Here is a 20,429-nt window from a genome sequence, read left to right on the forward strand (position 1 = left end):
AATAAAATATAGATGTAAACGGATATCATCACCTCTCCTTTATTTAACCAGTGGAGCAGGACTACTATTCTGATGACACTTTTATTTCTATTTCTGTATGTGATGAATTACACCAACTTGCTCAAGAAAGTTAAAGATTCTCATTTCCAAATACCTTACGAAGTTATTGCTAAAAATGTTGGTTTTGTAGAACGAATCGGTAGAAACTAAGCAGAAAATTTAATTGATTTATATGTTTGGGTGAGTTGAAAAATTGCTAACACCTCTTTCAAATGCATGGAATATACAGGGATTTATAACTTAATATAGAACATAAACAGGAGAAGTTCATCTTGTAAATAAGGGGACATACTTATGGAATTAGAATCAAATGTTAAAGGAATTGTTTTATTAGAAAAGTTAATTGGCACTGGTAACAACAGTAAGGGGTGGATTAGAAAATGAAAATTGCAATAGTCCGTTTTGATAACTTTACTGATATAGATGTTTTTCTACCATGGGATTTATTAAATCGTGTACGTTTAGTTGGCGGTATTTCTGATTGGGATGTTCAACTATTAGGAACGGGAAAAACTCATATATCCATGTCTGGCTTACGTATTCCCATGACAGGAAACATATCTGATATTCCGTCTGCTGACGCTGTAATATTTGCAAGTGGTAAGGGTGTACAAAATTTATATACAAATCAAGAGTATCTTAATAGCATTCATGTAGATCCTCAAAGACAATTAATAGGATCTATGTGTTCTGGTTCATTACTACTAGGAGCTAAAAAATTACTAACAGGTAAGAAAGCCACTACATATCCGTTCGTAGTAGAACAGCTTAAAGAATTTGATGTAGACGTTATTGAACAAAGTTTCGTAAACGAAGGAAATATCTCGACTGCTGCAGGCTGTTTTGCTGCTCAAGATCTCTCAGCCTGGATTATAAGAACCCTAATCAATGAAGAAATGGTCGATACTGTTCTAGAAACTGTTCAGCCAGTAGGCAAAGGTTTATATTTTTAATTTCAAATCAAGTTGAGGGATTGGTTGCTCCTCAAAACGATAAAATGAGCCTTTTTGTTTGATGGCGACGTGATATGCCTCCAATTTCAATTTAATTAAATAAAAAACCCGTGAATCATTCACGGGTTTTCCTCTTAATAACTAATTGCTATTGTACCTTCACCTGCATGAACCGCAAATGAAATTGGTAATGGATATAGTTTAAAGTCCATTTCAGGAAATGCTTTTCTAATATCTGAAATCCATTCCTCAGCTCCATCTTTATCGTTAGCATGGAACATATGAAGTACTTTTGGTAATTCTTTTTCGAGTTCATTTTTAATGTATTCTCGACATTTTTGGATTTTGCGAACTTTCTTTTCAAGTAAAAGCTCTCCACCTTTTACTTCTAATATTAAGTTGACACTTAATAAACTTCCAAGTAAAAATTGAACTCCCTTTACACGTCCACTTGCGTAAAGGCCTTTTAAACTTTTCGGGAATACGTGGAAAGGTCTTCTTTTTTCATCTACTAATGTTTTGTGTATATCTTGTAACGTCATACCATCATTGTATAACGATTTCGCTTTTCTAATTAGTTCATCCATTGGATAACTTGTTGTTTCACTATCCAATACCGTTAATGGGAAACCTGCCATGTCTGCAGCTAACTTCATGTTTTGATAAGTTCCACTTACTTTTCCGCTAATAGCAACTGCAAATCCCTCTTCATATTCTTCTTTGCATTTCGAAAATAACTCTACCATTTCCCCTATGTTAGGTTGTGATGTAGTGACAGTTTTACCTTCGTTTAACGCATTATAGACGCGCTCACGCACACCTTCTTCACAATCTTTGTACGACACACCATCAATAATAACTTCAATTGGGATAACAAAGTTATCTCCTTCTGTTGTAAAACTCGCAGTTGTACTATCAGTAATCCAAGCAACACGCTTCATGTTGTTCCTCCCTTAATTCAACTCCTCTTTTCTGACTTTTCTATATATTTATGTTACGAAAAGAGAATATCCCTGTAATAGTAACAGGACTTTATTGTTTTGGCTATAGTAGATGGATATTAAATGTGAATATTTTTTGTCATTTTCACGAAAAAAAGAAGAAAACCGAAGTATTTGCCCGATTTTCTTCTTTTTATACATTATTTAAAGGTTTCATTATCTAAAATTACAACATAATCATTTGTCAATCGACCAGCTTCTTTCGTATAACTAACAAGTCTTTGTACGTTATCACAGCAAAGTTTCGCTCCCCATACGAGTAACGGTACGCCGATGAAGTCGATGTGAAATCTTCTAGAAAACAGACCACCGAAAGTCATTGGTAAAGGCACTGTTGGTGATGTATTAGAAAAAATAATCTTTTCATGACTTTGATAATGTTTTTGCAAAATCTCTCCTAAATGTTTCATCGCAGGTACAACGACTTTTGATGCACCACATCCAATTGTATAAACTGGATTACCATTTTCGTCTATTCCATGAAAAATGATTTTGCCCATATCCTCTGTTTTCAATTTATTAAAGTAATCTACATTCAAAATTTCTTCTTTCGTTAACTTACGATCCGTTGGTAATTTATTTAAATGATAAGCTGCAGCAAGTGAAGTTGAATGTGTTCCGCCAAAATCTGTATAAATGAATATCATATTATCATCCCTTGTTGTAAAAGTTCAATGTTATTTAGTATTACCGTTCACAGCATTGATAAACAAAGGATGAATGTATTTACAATTTTTTTGTTAATTCATTATATATTTTTGGGTTATACTCTCGTCTATTTATTACGGTACATAATGTAATAATCGTAAGCATTATTAATAAAAATAAACAGACGTACTTTTGACTCGTACATCTGTTAGCATTTTTATTCAAAACAAACATATCTATTAACCCGTATGAACTGTCAATTATCAATAGATTCTACACCTTTAGAATTAGTCTTATTTAATACTTGAATATTAAATTTACTAGCTAGCATTAAAGTGATTTTATAAATAAAATATCCAACAATAGAACCTATAACGTTACAGATTACATCATCAATATCAGTAATGCGTATCCAACTACTAAATAAAGACTCTATTAGTTGTAATAATTCAATACTAATTGATATAGCTAAACCTAATAAAATAGTGTTTTTAATTTTTTTGAATTTATCCCATATAATTGGTGCTAAAAATCCTAAAGGCATTAATAATAAAATATTTCCACCTACATTTTTTACGATGAGACCAATCATAAATAGAACATCACCATCATAAGCAATTCCTATTTTACCAATATCTTTAATAATTGAAGCAAAGGGGATAATATTGATTGAAAGTCTTATATTCTCGATGCCCGTTGGAAAACCGATTGGTATAGGAAATAAAGTTATTGCAACAACCATACCAATATATATTACGAATAGAAAACTAATTAGTTCTTTCCACCAATTCACACCTTTTTTACTTTTCATTCCAATAAAAATACTTCGTACAATCAAATAACAGATAACTCCTACTATGATAAACACACTACCATTGATCATATACAAACTGTTAACACATCCCTTCATAGTAATATTTTATAAATCCGTAGATATAAATATAATGTTATCAAATTCACTTGTATAGAATTATATTTCATTCTAGAAAACATTTATTTATAAAATAAATGCTTTCTAGTTAAAATACTTTTCAAAACAAAAACAATCGTGAACTCGTTTAAATTGTTTTCTTATCTCTTCTTTATTTTCACCTGTATAATGAGCAAATGTTTGAACTGGATATAACTGATCAATATTACTTTTCATTACACCTTTTATCTCGTCTGTATGATCGGAATATACATGTAAATATGAATCTACGTTTACAAATTCGTTCTTTTCATACCATTCGTGAACCCATAAATTGTCCCTAGTCCACGCTTCCAATCGATTTAGGTTAAGTTCTTTCGCTAACTTTTCTGCCTCATTTAATAGTTGATTAGCAATCTTCATTCTACGAAAATCCGGATGAACTGCAATATGCCAAATCATGCCGCCAAGACCAGTTCCTCTTGAACAAACTGCACGTTCTTCTAATTCATATTCGATATCTATTAAACCCACAATTTGATTTTCATATACTGTTACTAATTCAATAGCAGGATTTTCATATTTTTCTTTCTCTCTAAATACATTATCGTAATATACTGTATCTAAAAAAGATAACACACGACAACGTACCCAACCAGTTTCATCCTCTTTTCTATACGCTCTAATTTCTATATCCATATAATTAAAAAGCTCCTTCTATTTCTGTCATTAATTTTTCGGGTCCTGCTCCTTTATTTGATGGAATAACTAATGTAATTCCTAAGCCTGGATATACGGCTGAGCGAAAACTGACTCCTGGATCATATCCCATTACATGATATTTGAATATCTTGTTTTCTCTTGTTTCAATCCATATTCCATAGCCGTAAGACTGATTATTATTTACTTGAATATGAGGAGTTAAAAGCATGTTTGTATATTCTCGGCTTATGATTTCATAGTTAAATAACGCTTCCCAGAATTTCAGCATGTCTGGAGCAGTAATAAAAGCACCACCATCAGAACCACCTTTTATTGGTATAGAGTAGGCGTTTGTTCTCCAATTTTGGTTAATTTCGTCTTTTATATATCCTAAAGCTGTGTGTCTTGGTAAACTATCTAAAGAAAAATAGCCAGAATCATTCATACCAATTGGATTGAATATGTTTTTTTCTATATATTCCGTAAATTCAAATCCTGTCTGTTCTTCGATTATTAATCCCAGTATGATAAAACCTGCATTGTTGTAGTGAAACTTACTTCCAGGTGCAAACATCATATTTCTGCTTTGGAATAATGGTAACAAGTCTTTTAAATTTTTTAATAGATACATAGGAGTTTGTTCCCAAAGATCTTCGAAGTTATCCATAATACTTTCATCAAAATAATCTGGAATACCCGAACTATGCGTCAAAAGGTGATGTATTGTAATATCTTCATTGAAGTTTGGAAAGTTTATACGTAAACACTCTTTTAACTTTGTTTGAAGAGTAATTACACCTTTTTCAACAAGTTGACAGATACCGATAGCAGTGAATATTTTACAACCGGAGGCAATTCCGAACCTTGTTTGTAGCGTATTATTTATACATTCATTGCGATTTGCGTAACCAAACGCCTCTTCATAGACTAAGCCTTTTTCTTCTTTTACTAAAATTACCCCAGAGAAATCTATATGCTGATGCATTTCTTTTACAATACTGTCTATTTGATCTTTTGTTTTCATTACAAAAACCACCCTCGTTTATCAATATTGTTCACCCTTCTTATATTTCCATATATAGGAGGGTAAACCCTCCTATTGAATACCGTAAATCAAAACCAAGATTACTATTTTGAATTGATTGACTCAGAGGAATACACTTTAGAATGTGAGGGCAATAAAGTAAATACACACAATATGATAGTTATAAGCAGCATTACCAATGAGCCTACAATAACCACAAGTTGTATAGAAATAAATTGAGTTGCGACTCCGAACAAAATCGTAATTAAAATGGTGATGCCCGCAATCACAAGCCCATATATACTCCCAATCCGTCCCATCATATGGACAGGGACATTATTTTGATAAAAGGTATAAAATCCTGTATTTGCATACGCCATAGAGAAAGATAAAATAAAGAATCCGATAGCAGCTATTAAAAATTCATTTGAAAAAGCATAAATTAAATAACCGATTGCTATGAATAATGATCCTATTCCAATTAAAAATGAAGGCGCTATTTTTTTGGATAAAATTGTATTTGTTATAGCTCCTAAAATAAACCCGGCTCCAGCAATACTAACTAAAAAGCCATATTCACTATCTGTTAACAATAAAACTTTTTTCGCAAATGACAATTCAAGTGAATCAGTTGCGGCAACTAAAACCATCATCCCTTGAAATAAGAAATACACAAAAACGATATATAAGGATTTTTTACTGAAATTTAAAACGATGTTCCAATCTTTTTTTAGTACAGCTAAAGATAACTTATCATTTGACGTAGTAATATCGGATTTTTTATCAAGATTAGGTAACAGCAATGTAATTACTCCTGATAAGAGAAATGCTATAGCATTTACATATATAGCAAACTCCGGTGTACTTGCTATTAACAATACTCCCGCTATCGCTGGACCAATTAAAGATGCACCAGATCCAATTAAACTACGTAATGAGTTGAAACGTTGTCTTTGCTCTACTGGAACTAATTTCGTCATATATGTCATAGCAGTAGGCTCATAAATCGCATTTGCCATACTAATAAAGAATACGAATACATAAACAACCCAAAGTGATGGAAGTAACGGTAAAATAGCGATAAATACCGCACGATATATATCGAGGTGAATCATTAACTTCCGTTTATTTAAACGATCAATCATACTTCCTGACCAAGCGTTTGTAAATAAAGCGGCTAATGGTTTAATTACATATAAAGTAGCAACAGCTAAGGCTGATCCCCCCATATTATAGACAAGTACATTTAGTGCTATTAAGTAAATCCATGCCCCTAAATTCGCAATACCAACTCCAGATAGTAGTAATAATGGATATTTCCAATCTTTAAGTAAGTTTTTCATTTTAGGCCCCCGCTTTCCAAATTGTTTTGAAACAATAAAAAAATCCCACCCCCAAGACTTTTAGTCTTAGGGACGAGATTTATCATCGCGGTGCCACCCTAGTTTGTTAATATGTCGCCATATTAACCTTATCAGGTACTGCATTCTAATTCATGCTTATACCATAGCTCTATAACGGGAGCTCCCGTCACACTATCCCCTAATAAAAGGTTCCGATGTGCTGCTCAGAGGCTTGATTCAATAAAGAATTTTTACTCCTTTTCAGCTAAATGGAGCTCTCTGTGAAAAATTCATTTTATTTACTCTTCTCTTCACTGCATTTGATTTTTTCCATATTATCACAAGTTTATTTAACTGTAAATATAAAATAATCAGATATTTACTGACGTGTCACTGTTGATTCTCTTATTTATTATTTTTTCAAAAAATTACGGTGCGTGAAATTACTTAAATCTATAAAAAAAGAGCCTATTGTATATAGACCCTTCACTTTGTCCGAATTAGTTTGTATTCGCCTCTGCTAACGGTTGTAACGGTGGTTCCAATTCTAGGATTAATGCATCGCCTTCTTGTATATCTTGTCCCTTTTCAATGCTCTGACTCGTTACATAGCCCGTACCTGTAGTTTTTAAATCTAATTTAAATAATTTTGATAAATACATAACATCACGCATTGACCAACCTTGTAAATTTGGCATTTTTGCGTTCTTCCCTAATAAAAATATACGATCCCCTTTACTCATTACTTCACCAGATTGCGGATATTGTTTTATTATTTTTCCTTCGCCTAAAATTATCGGTTGGAGCTTCTCTTTTTTCACACTATTCTCTACTGTATCCATTGATTGATTGACATAGTTTTGTACTTTTAATTGGAATCGTTCCGTTGCATCTGCCATTTGTTTTTCTGTATACGGTTTCACTTTTAAATATTCAAGGCTATTTTTCATAACTGGTTTAAATATTTCAGCGAGCGGCTGAGCTCCATACTCATCTCCCTTTAACTTTGGCTGCTTAATAGCTAAGTATACAATTAACTCTGGGTCATCAATCGGAGCCACTCCTAAAAATGAAAAAATATAGTTTTCTTTTCCTTCCATATATCGTCCATTTTCAGGATTCGGAATTTGCGCTGTTCCTGTCTTACCTCCTATTGGATAACCATCCACTTTATACATTGTACCAGTACCTTTTGAAGACGTAATAACACGCTCCATTAAGTCTCTTACCTTGTCCGCTGTCTCTTTTTTTATTGGATTCCCAATTTCTTTCGGTTGATTTTCCATAATAACTTGTTTATTTATTGGATTTACAACTTTGTCAACGATATATGGTTGCATCATTTTCCCGTCATTTGCTATAGCGGTAGCAGCTTGAATTAATTGAATAGGCGTTACTGTAGAGCCTTGTCCAAAAGAAGTTGTGACCTGTTGAATTTGTGTATTTAATAATAAAGTATTTTTACTTTCACCAGGTAAATCTATTCCTGTTTTTTGATTGAATCCAAATTTATTCATATATTGCTTAAATTTATTTGGTTTCAATAGCTGATCTTCTAAAATAGAAAATGCTACGTTAGATGATCTTTCAAAACCTTCATCAAACGTAATAGATCCCCATCCAAATCCACCGTTATGATCTTTAATATCAGATGAACCAACTGAATATTTTCCAGATTGGAAATATTCTTTCCCGTTATATACACCTTCATTAATTGCGGCAGCTAACGTAAATATTTTCATTGTTGAACCTGGTTCGTATGCATTTGCGATTGGATCATTTAAAAAATATTCGATATCGCCTTTATTAGGATTAAAACTAGGTTTACTAGACATTGCTAAAACTTTCCCTGTCTTTGGATCCGCTATGATTCCTACTAACATAGAAGGATCATAGTGATCTTGTGCCTTATTCATCGCTTCTTCTAAAAAACTATTAATTTGTTTATCAAGCGTAAGGTACACGTTATTTCCATTTTTAGCGGGTTCTATTTTTCCTATATCATTTGTAAGGGGGATGCCTTTTCGTGCTCCCACATATTCTATTTTCCCATTTGTCGAGCGCAAATATTTATCCAGACTCTTTTCAAGTCCGAATTTCCCTTCTGTATTTCCTTTATCGTCAGGTCTAGCAAAACCAAGAATATAAGATGCAAAATCTTCATTTGGATACACTCTTGCTTTCTCTGGCATAAAAGAAACACCCGGAATTTTCATTTTCCCGATTTGTTCTTTCAATTCTCTAGATAAATTCCGACCAACTTTTCCGATTTCAACTTGCGTACGTCCATCATGAAAATTTTTTAATACATCCTCTTTATCAATTTCAAGCGCATCAGCTAATTGCCTTGCGGTTTCATCTTTATTTTTCACTTTATTTGTTCCTTTTAAATTCACAACAACACGATATGTTGTGGAATCTTGGACTAGCACTTTTCCAGCTTGATCATAAATCGTGCCACGATTCGCTTCCAAAACACCCTTTTTATTATGTTGTTCAGTTGCAAGGTCCTTTATATCTACATTATGGACGACCCCTACTGCTTGAATATAGAAAAAACGCAAAAGCATAATAAGAAACAAAACAATAAAAGCAACCATAAAATACCGCGCGCCTTTATTCGTTTGAAGTTTATGCATATTTATCCCCTTTCTTTCACAATTAACTACTGCAGAGGTGTGCTACAAATTATGTAATTTTTGCTTTCAATACTATATGTTTCGAACTTTTCCTTTTAATTCCTTTAAAACAATGTGAAACTAGTTATTGTTATTGATAGTTTATTTATATACTTAAAATACAGTACGTGAAATTTTTGAATATTCATTCTTTCGATTTTGCTACATAACACTCAAATTCTTTTTGCAAGTAATCTATTCACTTGTGTACAAAAAACCCTCCTTTCAATTTCCAAAGGAGGGGGGCAATATATAAAAGGCTAGTTATGAAATTTAAGCTACATGGTTATATTTCTTTAGAAAAGGAATTCGTTTCGCTACGAGTGCATACATTTTGAAAACAAGTTTTGCGATTGGTTCAAATATACGTTTTTTCTGCAATAATAAACTGCTTGTTATAATCGTTATTACAGCTGCACCCATTACATCTAAAGGAAAATGAACACCTACATACAAACGAGATATACAAACTAAAACCGCCCATAAAAGTGCAATATATCTTAACTTTTCTCCTCTAAGCATAAAAATGAACGCAATCGATAATACAAGTACAGAATGATCACTAACAAATGATGAGTTTTCTGCATGAGGTACTAATTGATTCACTTCATATGATACAAAAGGGCGTGGATGATAATATACTACATGAATAAAAACATTTACTAGTAATGCAATTATTACTGAAAGTGTCGTATACAACACTGTATATTGTTTTCTTATCGCATTCTCTTTCCGTTATGAAACCATAAGATAAACATGAATAGAATAGCCACATATGCAGCGCTATTTGTAATAGCAATCATTACCTTATCTAAGAGCGCAGATGTACCTGCTAAATTGTTTATCCATTGAAATACTGTGTAATTCACGTTACTCTCTCCTTATAATTTCTTATATTACTTGAAATAAAGATACAAGTTGACTTGATTTACACAGTATACAACATTTACACATATTTAGATTTTCACTTTATTCATTTTACTATTTTTCATTTGACAATTATGTAACTATTTACATGAATTAAAGATATATAGGGTTGAAAAACCTTTTAAGTCAAATGATTCACAAACTATAAGTGTATATATTACATAACATATCCATATAAAAACATAGGTTATTAAATCATATTTTTATTCCATACGTAGAGCGATATTACCAAACTGTTCTCCTTGTTCCATACGACTTAACGCTTGAATGGCTTCTTCTAACGAATATACTTTATCAATAATTGGTTTAATTTTATGTTTCTCAATAAACTTAACCATTTCATTAAATTCCTCACGGCTACCCATAGATGTCCCCATAATATCGATTTGGTTATAAAATAATGCACGTAATGGTAATTCAATTTTATCTCCTGAGCTTGCACCAAAATTAACAATTCTCCCATTTGGTTTTAATACATCAAAATATTGTAAGAATGTTGCTGGACCTATACTATCGATTATTAAATCTACTTTCTCTCCGCGTAAACTCTCTTCCCAATTTCCAGAACTATTAAAAGAAAAGTCTGCGCCATATTTTTCGGCAAACTGTCTTTTGTTCTCTACCCTTGATGTAACACTTACTTTTGCGCCAATTGCTTTCGCAAATAACATGACAAATGTCGCTACACCGCCGCCTATTCCCGGAATTAAAACATGCTCTCCACACTTCAATTTACCCTTTGTAAAAAGCGCTCTATATGCTGTTAATGCCGATAACGATAAAACTCCAGCCTCATCCCAAGTAAGATATGACGGTTTTGCCACTACATTTTCAGCTGGCACAATAACAAATTCAGCAAACGTTCCATCTTTCGGTCCACCTAAAACCTCTGGTAAATCTGGTACTTCGGCAATATTTTCCCATCCAATGCTAGGATTGATAATAACCTCGCTACTTAATAAATTATTTGAAACACCTTCTCCGATTTCTGTAACAATTCCTGAACCATCTGACCCTATTACTAACGGCAGCTCCATTTCTTTTCTATTGTATATAATAAATAAATCCCTATGATTTAATCCTGCAGCTTTTAACTTTACTTTTACTTCACCGGCATTAGGATTTGTTTCAGGTAAAAATTTATATTCTAATCCTTCTACCCCTTTTTTATATTGATGTACAATAGCTTTCATTGTTTAATTCCCCCTTAATATTTTCAATGTACTAGAAATATCGAAATAAATAAAATAATCCGTCTCCAATAATTAGAAATAATGTATATCGTTATGACAAAAGAAAAAATCCCTCCCTATAAATAACGTAGGAAGGGTTTTTTAAATTTTTCAGATAAGAATCTGTAATTTTAGTTTTTTTGAGTTTTGGCCAATTCTAAAATTCTTTGAATAAACGGTGTCTTTTCCTTTGTATATGAAACACGATCAAAAGGATATATAGTTGCAAGTTTCTCTTTTAATTCTCTATATTCTTTACGTGCCCATTCATGTTTTATTAGAAAGTCTCGAAATAAAAGATTGTTTTTCCATTCGTCACTATTATAAATATAAACATGCAAATGATGGGTACCAGCTCTCCATTTTCCCTTTCTAAAAAAACGTCGATTAGGTGTTTCTTTTGGAACATACTCATATCCAATCTTTAATAAATCTTCAATCCACTTTTCGGTAATTTGCAAATCCGTTACACCAATCATCATATCTATTAGAGGTTTCGCTCCTAATCCCTCTACGGAAGTACTTCCTATATGTTCAATAGCAATACAATCTCCTCCGAATAAAGAAATAAATTTCTCTTTTTCTATTACATACTCTTCATACCAATCTTTTTGATATGGTTTAATAACGATTTGTTGTTCCATATTGTTCACCCTCTTATAAGTGTTTATTATTATATTTATAAAATTTTATGTGATTAACATAGGATTTTCACAAAATATGTCGAATACTGAGATATACAATTTAATTATAATAAATGCGAGGTATATTATGAAAGATATTCCAGTTAAAATTCAATTGAATCAAGTTACATTCCAGTTAAAAGAACATCATAATTTTGATTGGCTATTGAAATTAGGAAACGTATTTGCAGTTTTTGACCAGCAAGATTCAGGTAATCTATCTTTCGGTGTAGAAAAAGATGGGCGCAAGAAATTTATTAAATATGCCGGGGCACAAACACTTGCATATGAAGGAACTATGAAAGACGCTATTGAAAGATTAAAAAATTCAGCTTCCCTATACGAGGAATTAAAGCATGACTCGCTTATAAAACTAATTGAACATTTTCCCGTTCAATCTGGATATGTCTTAATTTTTGATTGGTTTGATGGCGAATGTCTTCATTCACATTGGAGTTTCCCGCCTCCTGAGAAATATAAAAATCCAAACTCTCCTTATTATAAATATAAGCATTTATCTGTTTTGGAGCGAATTCAATCCTTAAATTCTATGTTTTCTTTCCATACATATGTCGAAAAGGAAAACTATGTAGCAATAGATTTTTATGACGGTAGTATTTTATATAATTTTCATACAAATGAGACGAAGATTTGTGATATTGATTTATATTCTAAAAAACCATACGTGAATAAAATGGGAAGATTATGGGGTTCCTCTCGTTTTATGTCTCCTGAAGAATTTGAGCTAAACGCTATGATTGATGCAAGAACAAATGTATTTAATATGGGGGCGATGGCTTTCGAAATTTTAGGAGGTGGAAAAGATCGTTCCTTTACAAAATGGGAAGCAAGTAGGAATTTATATGAAATAGCGTATCGTGCTGTAAATGAAAGCCGAGCTGAACGATATGAATCAGTTAAAGTATTTTATGAAGAGTGGATAAACGTGGCAAATGCTGAAAAGATATAACCTATATTATTAAAAACATAAAGTTTCTACTATAATCATGTATAATACATATAAAATGGAAATTCAAAATAACGAGGAAAATATTATGAACTTTGTTTATATTAATCAAAACGTATTAAATAATCTTCTTTACATTTTAAGTAGTATATTTATTTTTTATTTTATATATGATAGCGGACGCTATTTAAAGAAATATAAAAAATTACTTATTATCCTTTGTACGAGTATCCCTCTTATTTTATGTATGCGCTATCCAATCTATATGGATGAAAATTGTATTCATGATTTAAGACAAATACCAGTTATAATAGGCACACTTTATGGTGGTTTCCCTGTTGGTATCATTTTGTTTGCTATTTTATTAATTACAAGATTTTCATTTTATGGATTTAGTATGTTAACAATACTAGTTTATGGAACAATGTTTATCGTTACAGCATTCGCATCCGCAAAATTTAATAAGTATAATAGAAAAATTAAAGTAGCTTATGGAATGTTTTTAACATTTTTTCTAGCAATATTTACAACTGTAATTGTATTAACTTTATCAAATTTTGAAGTAAATAATTTGTACATTATTTATTTTATAATATTACCAACCATTTTGATGTTGTTTGGCATTTATTTTAATGAAGTTTTAAAAGATGCAGTATGTATGCGATCGAAGATGATTAAAATGGAAAAAATGGAGATTGTTAGCCAACTTGCTGCTAGTATATCGCACGAAGTAAGAAACCCCTTAACTGTCGTAAAAGGATTTACTCAACTTTTAAAAACACCTAATTTAACTCCAGAATCAAGAGACGAGTATATTGAACATATACTTGAAGAGTTACATCGTGCACAAGGAATTATTGATGATTATTTAACGTTTGCCAAACCTGCTTCAGAAAAATCAGATCATATTTCAGTAGAACAAGAGTTGAACCGAGTTATTAATATGATCTTACCATTATGCAATATGAATACAATACATATTACAAAAGATTTTTCCGTGGCAACAATTGTAGGCAATAAACAGCACTTTCAACAATGTTTTTTAAACTTAATAAAAAATGGGATTGAAGCAATGCCTAATGGTGGTACTTTACATATCTCATCATCTATTAGTAATAATAAAGTTATTATTCGAATTGAGGATAGCGGAATTGGTATGTCACAAGAGCAAGTAAATCGATTTGGTGAACCATATTTTAGTACAAAAACAAAAGGTACAGGTTTAGGTACAATGGTTGCTGTTAAGATCATCGAAACGATGCAAGGTAGTTTGAAAATCCGAAGCGTTATTAATAAAGGTACAACTTTGACAATTACATTGCCGAGATATAATATGAACTCATCTGAAAACAAATAAAAAAGGAGCATAATTGCTCCTTTTTTATTTGTTTCGATACATAAGTATCTTCTATGTTTTTTAAGTTTACATTTGTGGAGACTAATTAGAAATTAGTACCCTCCGCCCCAGCAGCTGCATCCAACGATAATTAATAAAATAAATAACACAACTAATAACGCGAAACCTCCACCAAAACCACAAGAACCACCGTAACTCATATTTTCTCCTCCTTTTGGTTTGAAAACTAATAGGTAGTTGATCATTTTAACTGGTTCGTATTATACATTATGTAAATATCCCTTTTTTGAGCATGTCCACATAAAAATAAGTAAAAGCACTCATTTGAGAGTGCTTTAAAATGGATACCAAAAGTTTTGAAATACATGTAACTTTAAATACACTGCAACAATTAAAATAAAAACACCTACAAATAACGAAATGAAATCCACGCTTTTCGCTTTATTTGTATAAAACCAAGTTCGTGTATTCTTCTTTCCAAATCCTCTTAAATCCATTGCATTTGAAACTGTATCGATTCTATCTAGTGAATGAATAATTAAAGGCCCAAAAATTAAGACACGGTTTTTCATACGAATCCATAAACTTGCTTCTCCTTTTTCAAAAGCTACTCCTCTCGCCTCTTGTGCATGTTTAATAACTTTATATTCGGACTGAATATCAGGTATGTAACGTAATGCAATATTTATTGCATATGTAATCTTATAATGAATTCGAAATTTACTTAAGCTACTCACAAATTTGCTTGGATCAGTCGTGTATATATAAATAAGTGTAAATGGTAATAACGTAAAATATTTTAATGAAAGTGTAGCTGCATAAAATAATGTTTCATAAGTTATTGTTGCATATCCAATATGTAAAAATGAAGTATATGATTCGGTTAATTCAGATCCATGTGTTGGTGTAATAAATAAGATCATGACAGAATTTAATAAACTAAATGTAAATATAACAGTAAAAACAATAATGATTTTACGAAATGGAATTTTAGCAATTAGAAGTCCGATACATCCAATCATAAATACAAAGAACAATACGCGAAAATCAAAAAATAAAAAAGTAAGCGTCATGCAAAAAATAAATAACAACAATTTCACTGCTCCATCCATACGATGAAAATATGTATTATACACCTTCCTCCCTCCTCATAACATCAAAATAAAGTTCTATAAATCTTTCAGGATTTGCAATACCACTAAATTTAACTAGTTTGAATAAAGTACTCTCCACTAAGTGCGCTCTATGTAAAGTTTCTGAATGCCCTAATACAGTAGAGGCGGTATTATTCGCAATAATTTCTCCTTCATGTAGAACTATCACTCTGTCTGCATATTCTAATGCGAGATTCATATCGTGAGTAATAAAAATGAAAGATATTCCCTTTGCAGCTAGTTTTCTTATAAACGTCATAAACTGTTTATAATGATAATGATCTTGTCCCGCTGTCGGTTCATCTAAAATAATAAGTTTCGGATTTGTTGTTAGTACAGATGCAATCGTTACTCTCTTCTTTTGTCCATAACTTAATGCCTGAATTGGCCAATTTCGAAATGGATACAAACCACAAAGTTTTAATGTTTCTTCCGCTCTAAGCTTAATTTCTTCCTTTGAAAACTTTTTTAATTTTAATGAAAATGAAACCTCTTCTATAACAGTAGGTTGTGTAATCATCTGATTTGGATTTTGCATCACATAACATATAACCTCACCACGTTTACGAATAGACCAAGAATTGATATTTACTTCATCAAATACAATCCTATCATTTTTTGTTTTGTTTATGCCTATAAGACTATGAGCTAATGTTGATTTACCGGCTCCATTATGGCCCAAAAGTGCTACAATTTCACCTTCATATATGGAGAAATTTACATTGTTCAATACTTTTTGTTTATTAGGATAGGAGAATGACAAATTCTCTACTTTCAATAATTCTTTTTTTGTAGGAGTACCTTTAAAAGAAACTTGCTTCTCCATCCACTCATCTATTATGCTACGAACACTTTCCCTTTGAAGATTTTCAAGCGGGTAGTATATTACGTCATTATTACCATCAAACTGCAATTTCTTTAATACTTCTACGTACATAGGCTCTCTTAAGCCGATAGATGGTAATATATTTGACGCTAAAATCTCTTCTGGTGTCCCTATCGCAACAATTTCCCCTTCATTCATTAAAATGATTTTATCTAAATCCAGGTTTAACATTTCTTCTATTCGATGTTCAATAATTACAATTGTTTTGTTATATTGTTTATGTATATCTTTAATAAGATCTATCGTATGTAAGCTACTAGCTGGATCTAAATTTGCTAACGGTTCATCGAATAATAATATATCAGCATTTGTTGTTAACAGACCTGCTAAAGAAACAGTTTGTTTTTGCCCTCCAGATAATTCATGCGGACTTTGTTTATGAAAAGAATGCATCTTTAGCTTTTTTAATGATTCCGAAACAATCTTTTTCATATCGTTTTGATTTACACATTCATTTTCTAAAGAAAAAGCTACATCTTCTTCTACTGTAAGACCAATAAATTGAGCGTCTTGATCTTGCAAAATTGTTCCTACCTGTTTACTTTGTTCAAAAATACTCCCTTTCCTCGGATCTTTTCCCGCAATAGAAATAGTTCCAGTACTACTCCCTTCATAAGAAAACGGGATTAGCCCATTGATACAATGAGCTAACGTTGATTTTCCTGAACCACTTCGTCCAGCAATTAATACTTTTTCACCAGGATATATATGAAACGTAATGTCTTTTACAGTAGGCTGCGCCGCATGCTTATATTGAAAGCTGAATTGTTCAAAAGAAATAATTGGTTGCATGTTAACATCCCTACTTTTCAATTTTTAAATGTGTATGTTTCTTATTAGATTTAGCTAGGCCTATCGTAATTGGCAATCCAAGAACTAAAAATACGATAACATCAGCAATTGTTGCACCTAATACTTGTATTACAATTTTGTCAAACGGTTCTCCCATGACAATAATATCGAATGCACCCGCAAATATAATAGCAATGACGATACCAATTAACCCAGTAATAGCTAAATAAGAAATATCGCCTTTATTATACGTCCCGTTTTTCACACTAAATCTAACTCTTTTTTGAATGAGTCCCATTGCAAAGCCGATAATGCCTGAACTAATAACCCACCCCCACCAAATACCCCATCCAGCGATTGTATCTGTTACGGTATGACCGATAAGTCCTATTAACAGTCCTGCCACTGGACCGAATAACGCTCCAAAAACCGTTAAAATAGCTAACGCAGGTTTAATAAATGTATTTGGTGCAATAGAAAAGCCCCAAAGTCCTAATATGCCGTACAATGCTGCTCCAATTCCGATTGCTACTACTAACTTTGTTGATAATTTGTTCATTACAATTCCCCTCTCATATTAGTCAACTTTTATTACTCTATATTTATTTTGAAAATGAATTATGCATCGACACTCCCTTTCTATACAACAAAAAATGACCTCTTACATAAGAGGTCATTTTCTTTCACGTTCAAGAATCCTCTTATCTTCCAAAAAACACATCGTGTCCTCTGCGGAATTAGCACCTTCCTACAAAATTACATAGGGGTTGCTGAGGTTTCGTAGGGCCGTTCCCTCCACCTCTCTGGATAAGTATTAATTTGTAATTCGTATTATTGCATTAAGATGAATAAATTTCAATACTTTTCTAATTATTTTAATTTTTTATTTAACATTACATTTAAATCATTGTATTCTTATCGGAATTATGAAATAATGAATTCAACATAGTTACGGGAGGAATGTACGATGAAAGTAATCGGTTTAATTGGTGGACTAAGTTGGGAATCTACATCATTATACTATAAACATATTAATACACTTACACTCTCTCAATATGATCAAAATGCAAAGCTTGTTTTATATAGCATGGACTTTGGTGAGGTAACTACTTTATTACAAAATCATCAATATGAAGAAGTGAAAAATGAATTAGTCACAGTTGCAAAAAAGGTTGAAAAATCTGGAGCTGAATGTTTATTAATGTGTTCCAATACGGTTCATTTATTTGCTGAAGAAGTAGAAAATGCAATATCCATTCCACTTCTTCACATCGGTGATGTAAGTGCTAAAGAAATGGTAGACCAAAATATAAAGCGTATCGGACTATTAGGTACGAAACAAACGATGGAACAAGACTTCTACAAATCACGTCTAGCGAACTATAACATTGAGACAATCATTCCCAAAAAAGAGGAAAGAAATTTTATCCATCATGTTATTTTAAATGAATTAAGTAAAGGAATTATTTCAGAAGCATCAAAAGAAAAGCTATTACAAATTACAAAATCATTAATTCAAAATGGCGCAGAAGGTATATTACTAGGATGTACTGAAATTCCTTTGCTTATTTCTCAAAACGACCTTACTGTACCTGTTTTTGATACCGCTTTTTTACATGCAAATACTGCTGTGCAGTTTGCAGTATAATAATATAAAAGCATAAAGGTTATAATCTGTACCCTTTGTAAAGGACATTTTGAAAAAAGTTAGGCAACATCAAGAAGATGATTTCTGTATCCAACAGGAGTCATCTTTTTTAAATTCCATTGATATCTATAGTGATTATAGTACGTCATATATTTCTTAATCTCTTGTTTCAACTCAGTAAAAGACTCGCAAGGTTTTATATGTGCTTCATCTTTCAGATGACCAAAAAATGATTCTTGTGGAGCGTTATCCCAACAGTTCCCTCTTCTTGACATAGATTGTCCGAGCTTTAGCTTTTTGACTAATTTTTGGTAGGTAGGGCTTGTGTAGTGGGCTCCTTGATCTGAATGAATATATGCGCCTTCAGTCAATGGAATCCTCTTATTCCGTTTTAGTTTATGAAGAGTTGTTGTTACGAGGTCTAATGTCATCTGTTCTGAAACATGGTAAGCTAAAATTTCATTGGTTGAGCCATCTAAAATTGTAGATAAATAAGCTCTTTTATTCTTACCGTAAATTAAATAAGTGATATCTGTAAGAAGCGTTTTTCCTGGGATATTTTGTTTAAATTCTCGATTTAATTGATTCGGCACTACTCGATGTTCTTTTGAAGCTTTCAGCATTCTTTTATAAGGATTTGCTTTCCGAATCGGACAGACAATCTCATATTTTTTCATGATTCTACGGATACGCTTTAAATTGTAGACAACTTGAAAATGACCCACCAATGTCATTTTTATTTGACGAGCCCCTTTCTTTCGATTTCTAAATCGAAGTGCTTTTAATATGATTTCTTTCACGATTTCATCTTGATTGTTCTTTTGTTTCCGTTGTTCTTGAGATGAAATGGAAAAATAATTATAGTATCCCGAACGGGATACACCAGCTACTTTACACAAATAACTCACCATATTTCTTAAGTTATATTTTATGATAACAGAACGAATCAGGATATATTTCTGACTAGGTGATAACGTTATTTCCTTCTCATCCTCCCTTCCATAAGTTTGATCTTTTTTAACAATTCATTTTCTGCCTTTAGTAAGTTCCGTTCGGCTTCTAAACGAGCATACTTCTCTTCTAACGTAAGCTCTCTCTCAAGAGTTCTTCCCGCGTTTTCGGTGCGTGTATCTCGCAAACCAAATACACCATTTTTTCTGTAAGCAGCACGCCATCTACTTCCTGATGACATAATTCGTTTCATTCCAATTATATCTATATCAAAACCACATTCTTCAAAAATATTTCGAGGTAGTTTTCCTTTCTCATTTTCCTCAATAAAAATACGCTTAAATTCATCTGTATAAGTGATACCTTTTTGACTTACAGATTTTATGTAGGGGTTATTTGATAGAATTTGAATGTCTCTTTCCGTAAATAGCTTTTTTGTCATTTTGAACTTTCTCCGATCCCAATTTTCTCTCATTATACAAGAAATACCCTATAGAATAGACTTTTTTTCAG

The 20,429-nt window shown here is 32.0% G+C and carries 18 protein-coding genes, 1 pseudogene, 1 riboswitch and 1 other annotated feature; of the genes and pseudogenes, 4 read left to right on the forward strand and 15 right to left on the reverse strand.

The genetic code is table 11. The features are described 5' to 3' along the window. Nucleotides 1-440 precede the first annotated feature (440 nt). Nucleotides 441-1,013 (forward strand): DJ-1/PfpI family protein, encoded by a 573-nt coding sequence (locus QCI46_RS14265; RefSeq protein WP_353840621.1) that lies wholly within the window; start codon nucleotides 441-443, stop codon nucleotides 1,011-1,013. Between the two features lie 134 nt (nucleotides 1,014-1,147). On the opposite strand, the gene QCI46_RS14270 is transcribed toward QCI46_RS14265, so the two are convergent. The 10 genes and pseudogenes from QCI46_RS14270 to QCI46_RS14315 form a co-directional block, all read right to left on the reverse strand. Next, nucleotides 1,148-1,954, reverse strand: coding sequence for a DegV family protein (locus QCI46_RS14270; protein ID WP_000831941.1), 807 nt, complete (start codon nucleotides 1,952-1,954; stop codon nucleotides 1,148-1,150). Between the two features lie 200 nt (nucleotides 1,955-2,154). Then, nucleotides 2,155-2,661 (reverse strand): DUF3189 family protein, encoded by a 507-nt coding sequence (locus tag QCI46_RS14275; RefSeq protein WP_000576339.1) that lies wholly within the window; start codon nucleotides 2,659-2,661, stop codon nucleotides 2,155-2,157. 257 nt (nucleotides 2,662-2,918) lie between these two features. Further along, nucleotides 2,919-3,572: a VanZ family protein gene (locus QCI46_RS14280; RefSeq protein WP_353840622.1), complete on the reverse strand. Its 654-nt coding sequence runs from the start codon at nucleotides 3,570-3,572 to the stop codon at nucleotides 2,919-2,921. A 105-nt stretch (nucleotides 3,573-3,677) separates the two neighbouring features. Then, complete coding sequence (locus QCI46_RS14285; protein WP_353840623.1) at nucleotides 3,678-4,271, reverse strand: GNAT family N-acetyltransferase; 594 nt, start codon at nucleotides 4,269-4,271, stop codon at nucleotides 3,678-3,680. A gap of 4 nt (nucleotides 4,272-4,275) precedes the next feature. After that, nucleotides 4,276-5,298 (reverse strand): serine hydrolase domain-containing protein, encoded by a 1,023-nt coding sequence (locus tag QCI46_RS14290; protein ID WP_353840624.1) that lies wholly within the window; start codon nucleotides 5,296-5,298, stop codon nucleotides 4,276-4,278. Nucleotides 5,299-5,402: 104 nt separating this feature from the next. Further along, nucleotides 5,403-6,641 carry an MFS transporter gene (locus tag QCI46_RS14295; protein ID WP_353840625.1) on the reverse strand — a complete coding sequence of 413 codons (1,239 nt, stop codon included), beginning with the start codon at nucleotides 6,639-6,641 and terminating at the stop codon, nucleotides 5,403-5,405. Nucleotides 6,642-6,706: 65 nt separating this feature from the next. Continuing rightward, nucleotides 6,707-6,965: a binding site (T-box leader), on the reverse strand. Nucleotides 6,966-7,141: 176 nt separating this feature from the next. After that, on the reverse strand, nucleotides 7,142-9,280 hold the full coding sequence (locus QCI46_RS14300; protein WP_353840626.1) for a penicillin-binding protein: 2,139 nt from the start codon (nucleotides 9,278-9,280) through the stop codon (nucleotides 7,142-7,144). A gap of 312 nt (nucleotides 9,281-9,592) precedes the next feature. After that, nucleotides 9,593-10,188, reverse strand: a pseudogene (locus QCI46_RS14305) (undecaprenyl-diphosphatase). A gap of 261 nt (nucleotides 10,189-10,449) precedes the next feature. Then, nucleotides 10,450-11,439, reverse strand: coding sequence for a zinc-binding dehydrogenase (locus QCI46_RS14310; RefSeq protein WP_353840627.1), 990 nt, complete (start codon nucleotides 11,437-11,439; stop codon nucleotides 10,450-10,452). A 170-nt stretch (nucleotides 11,440-11,609) separates the two neighbouring features. Further along, nucleotides 11,610-12,122 carry a GrpB family protein gene (locus QCI46_RS14315; protein ID WP_353840628.1) on the reverse strand — a complete coding sequence of 171 codons (513 nt, stop codon included), beginning with the start codon at nucleotides 12,120-12,122 and terminating at the stop codon, nucleotides 11,610-11,612. Between the two features lie 127 nt (nucleotides 12,123-12,249). Here QCI46_RS14315 and QCI46_RS14320 point away from each other — a divergent pair, with 127 nt between their 5' ends. Together QCI46_RS14320 and QCI46_RS14325 are read left to right on the forward strand one after the other, a co-directional pair. Further along, entirely contained in the window at nucleotides 12,250-13,131 is an 882-nt protein-coding gene (locus QCI46_RS14320; protein WP_353840629.1) for a protein kinase, read from the forward strand. 85 nt (nucleotides 13,132-13,216) lie between these two features. Continuing rightward, nucleotides 13,217-14,485: a LytS/YhcK type 5TM receptor domain-containing protein gene (locus tag QCI46_RS14325; RefSeq protein WP_353840630.1), complete on the forward strand. Its 1,269-nt coding sequence runs from the start codon at nucleotides 13,217-13,219 to the stop codon at nucleotides 14,483-14,485. Between the two features lie 92 nt (nucleotides 14,486-14,577). Here QCI46_RS14325 and QCI46_RS14330 read toward each other — a convergent pair whose 3' ends face one another. The 4 genes from QCI46_RS14330 to QCI46_RS14345 form a co-directional block, all read right to left on the reverse strand. Further along, on the reverse strand, nucleotides 14,578-14,685 hold the full coding sequence (locus QCI46_RS14330; RefSeq protein WP_000120182.1) for a YjcZ family sporulation protein: 108 nt from the start codon (nucleotides 14,683-14,685) through the stop codon (nucleotides 14,578-14,580). Nucleotides 14,686-14,820: 135 nt separating this feature from the next. After that, complete coding sequence (locus QCI46_RS14335; RefSeq protein WP_353840631.1) at nucleotides 14,821-15,621, reverse strand: energy-coupling factor transporter transmembrane component T family protein; 801 nt, start codon at nucleotides 15,619-15,621, stop codon at nucleotides 14,821-14,823. Beyond that, nucleotides 15,614-17,317 carry an ABC transporter ATP-binding protein gene (locus QCI46_RS14340; protein WP_353840632.1) on the reverse strand — a complete coding sequence of 568 codons (1,704 nt, stop codon included), beginning with the start codon at nucleotides 17,315-17,317 and terminating at the stop codon, nucleotides 15,614-15,616. The genes QCI46_RS14335 and QCI46_RS14340 overlap by 8 nt, the downstream gene beginning before the upstream one ends. A 10-nt stretch (nucleotides 17,318-17,327) precedes the next feature. Then, nucleotides 17,328-17,876, reverse strand: coding sequence for an ECF-type riboflavin transporter substrate-binding protein (locus QCI46_RS14345; RefSeq protein ID WP_353840633.1), 549 nt, complete (start codon nucleotides 17,874-17,876; stop codon nucleotides 17,328-17,330). A 139-nt stretch (nucleotides 17,877-18,015) separates the two neighbouring features. After that, nucleotides 18,016-18,131, reverse strand: a riboswitch (SAM riboswitch). Nucleotides 18,132-18,284: 153 nt separating this feature from the next. Between QCI46_RS14345 and QCI46_RS14350 the strand changes: the two genes are divergently transcribed. Beyond that, the gene (locus QCI46_RS14350) at nucleotides 18,285-18,965 is read left to right on the forward strand and encodes an aspartate/glutamate racemase family protein (RefSeq protein ID WP_353840634.1); all 681 of its coding nucleotides are present in this window, start codon (nucleotides 18,285-18,287) and stop codon (nucleotides 18,963-18,965) included. Nucleotides 18,966-19,024: 59 nt separating this feature from the next. Here the strand turns inward: QCI46_RS14350 and QCI46_RS14355 are convergent. Then, nucleotides 19,025-20,358, reverse strand: a protein-coding gene (locus QCI46_RS14355) for an IS3 family transposase (protein WP_353839582.1) whose coding sequence is annotated in 2 segments (ribosomal slippage) — nucleotides 19,025-19,971 and nucleotides 19,971-20,358 — 1,335 coding nt in all. Because the reading frame shifts where the segments join, the coding sequence is not laid out codon by codon here. Between the last annotated feature and the right edge of the window lie 71 nt (nucleotides 20,359-20,429).

This window comes from Bacillus cereus group sp. RP32, assembly GCF_040459735.1.
GTDB classification, from domain to species: domain Bacteria; phylum Bacillota; class Bacilli; order Bacillales; family Bacillaceae_G; genus Bacillus_A; species Bacillus_A wiedmannii.

What these genes read in the sequence shown, in the direction of transcription:
- QCI46_RS14330 (WP_000120182.1), bottom strand. Translation starts at nt 14,685, where the DNA reads ATGAGTTACGGTGGTTCTTGTGGTTTTGGTGGAGGTTTCGCGTTATTA.
- QCI46_RS14350 (WP_353840634.1), top strand. Translation starts at nt 18,285, where the DNA reads ATGAAAGTAATCGGTTTAATTGGTGGACTAAGTTGGGAATCTACATCA.
- QCI46_RS14265 (WP_353840621.1), top strand. Translation starts at nt 441, where the DNA reads ATGAAAATTGCAATAGTCCGTTTTGATAACTTTACTGATATAGATGTT.
- QCI46_RS14295 (WP_353840625.1), bottom strand. Translation starts at nt 6,641, where the DNA reads ATGAAAAACTTACTTAAAGATTGGAAATATCCATTATTACTACTATCT.
- QCI46_RS14285 (WP_353840623.1), bottom strand. Translation starts at nt 4,271, where the DNA reads ATGGATATAGAAATTAGAGCGTATAGAAAAGAGGATGAAACTGGTTGG.
- QCI46_RS14290 (WP_353840624.1), bottom strand. Translation starts at nt 5,298, where the DNA reads ATGAAAACAAAAGATCAAATAGACAGTATTGTAAAAGAAATGCATCAG.
- QCI46_RS14280 (WP_353840622.1), bottom strand. Translation starts at nt 3,572, where the DNA reads ATGAAGGGATGTGTTAACAGTTTGTATATGATCAATGGTAGTGTGTTT.
- QCI46_RS14315 (WP_353840628.1), bottom strand. Translation starts at nt 12,122, where the DNA reads ATGGAACAACAAATCGTTATTAAACCATATCAAAAAGATTGGTATGAA.
- QCI46_RS14345 (WP_353840633.1), bottom strand. Translation starts at nt 17,876, where the DNA reads ATGAACAAATTATCAACAAAGTTAGTAGTAGCAATCGGAATTGGAGCA.
- QCI46_RS14270 (WP_000831941.1), bottom strand. Translation starts at nt 1,954, where the DNA reads ATGAAGCGTGTTGCTTGGATTACTGATAGTACAACTGCGAGTTTTACA.
- QCI46_RS14275 (WP_000576339.1), bottom strand. Translation starts at nt 2,661, where the DNA reads ATGATATTCATTTATACAGATTTTGGCGGAACACATTCAACTTCACTT.
- QCI46_RS14300 (WP_353840626.1), bottom strand. Translation starts at nt 9,280, where the DNA reads ATGCATAAACTTCAAACGAATAAAGGCGCGCGGTATTTTATGGTTGCT.
- QCI46_RS14310 (WP_353840627.1), bottom strand. Translation starts at nt 11,439, where the DNA reads ATGAAAGCTATTGTACATCAATATAAAAAAGGGGTAGAAGGATTAGAA.
- QCI46_RS14340 (WP_353840632.1), bottom strand. Translation starts at nt 17,317, where the DNA reads ATGCAACCAATTATTTCTTTTGAACAATTCAGCTTTCAATATAAGCAT.
- QCI46_RS14325 (WP_353840630.1), top strand. Translation starts at nt 13,217, where the DNA reads ATGAACTTTGTTTATATTAATCAAAACGTATTAAATAATCTTCTTTAC.
- QCI46_RS14320 (WP_353840629.1), top strand. Translation starts at nt 12,250, where the DNA reads ATGAAAGATATTCCAGTTAAAATTCAATTGAATCAAGTTACATTCCAG.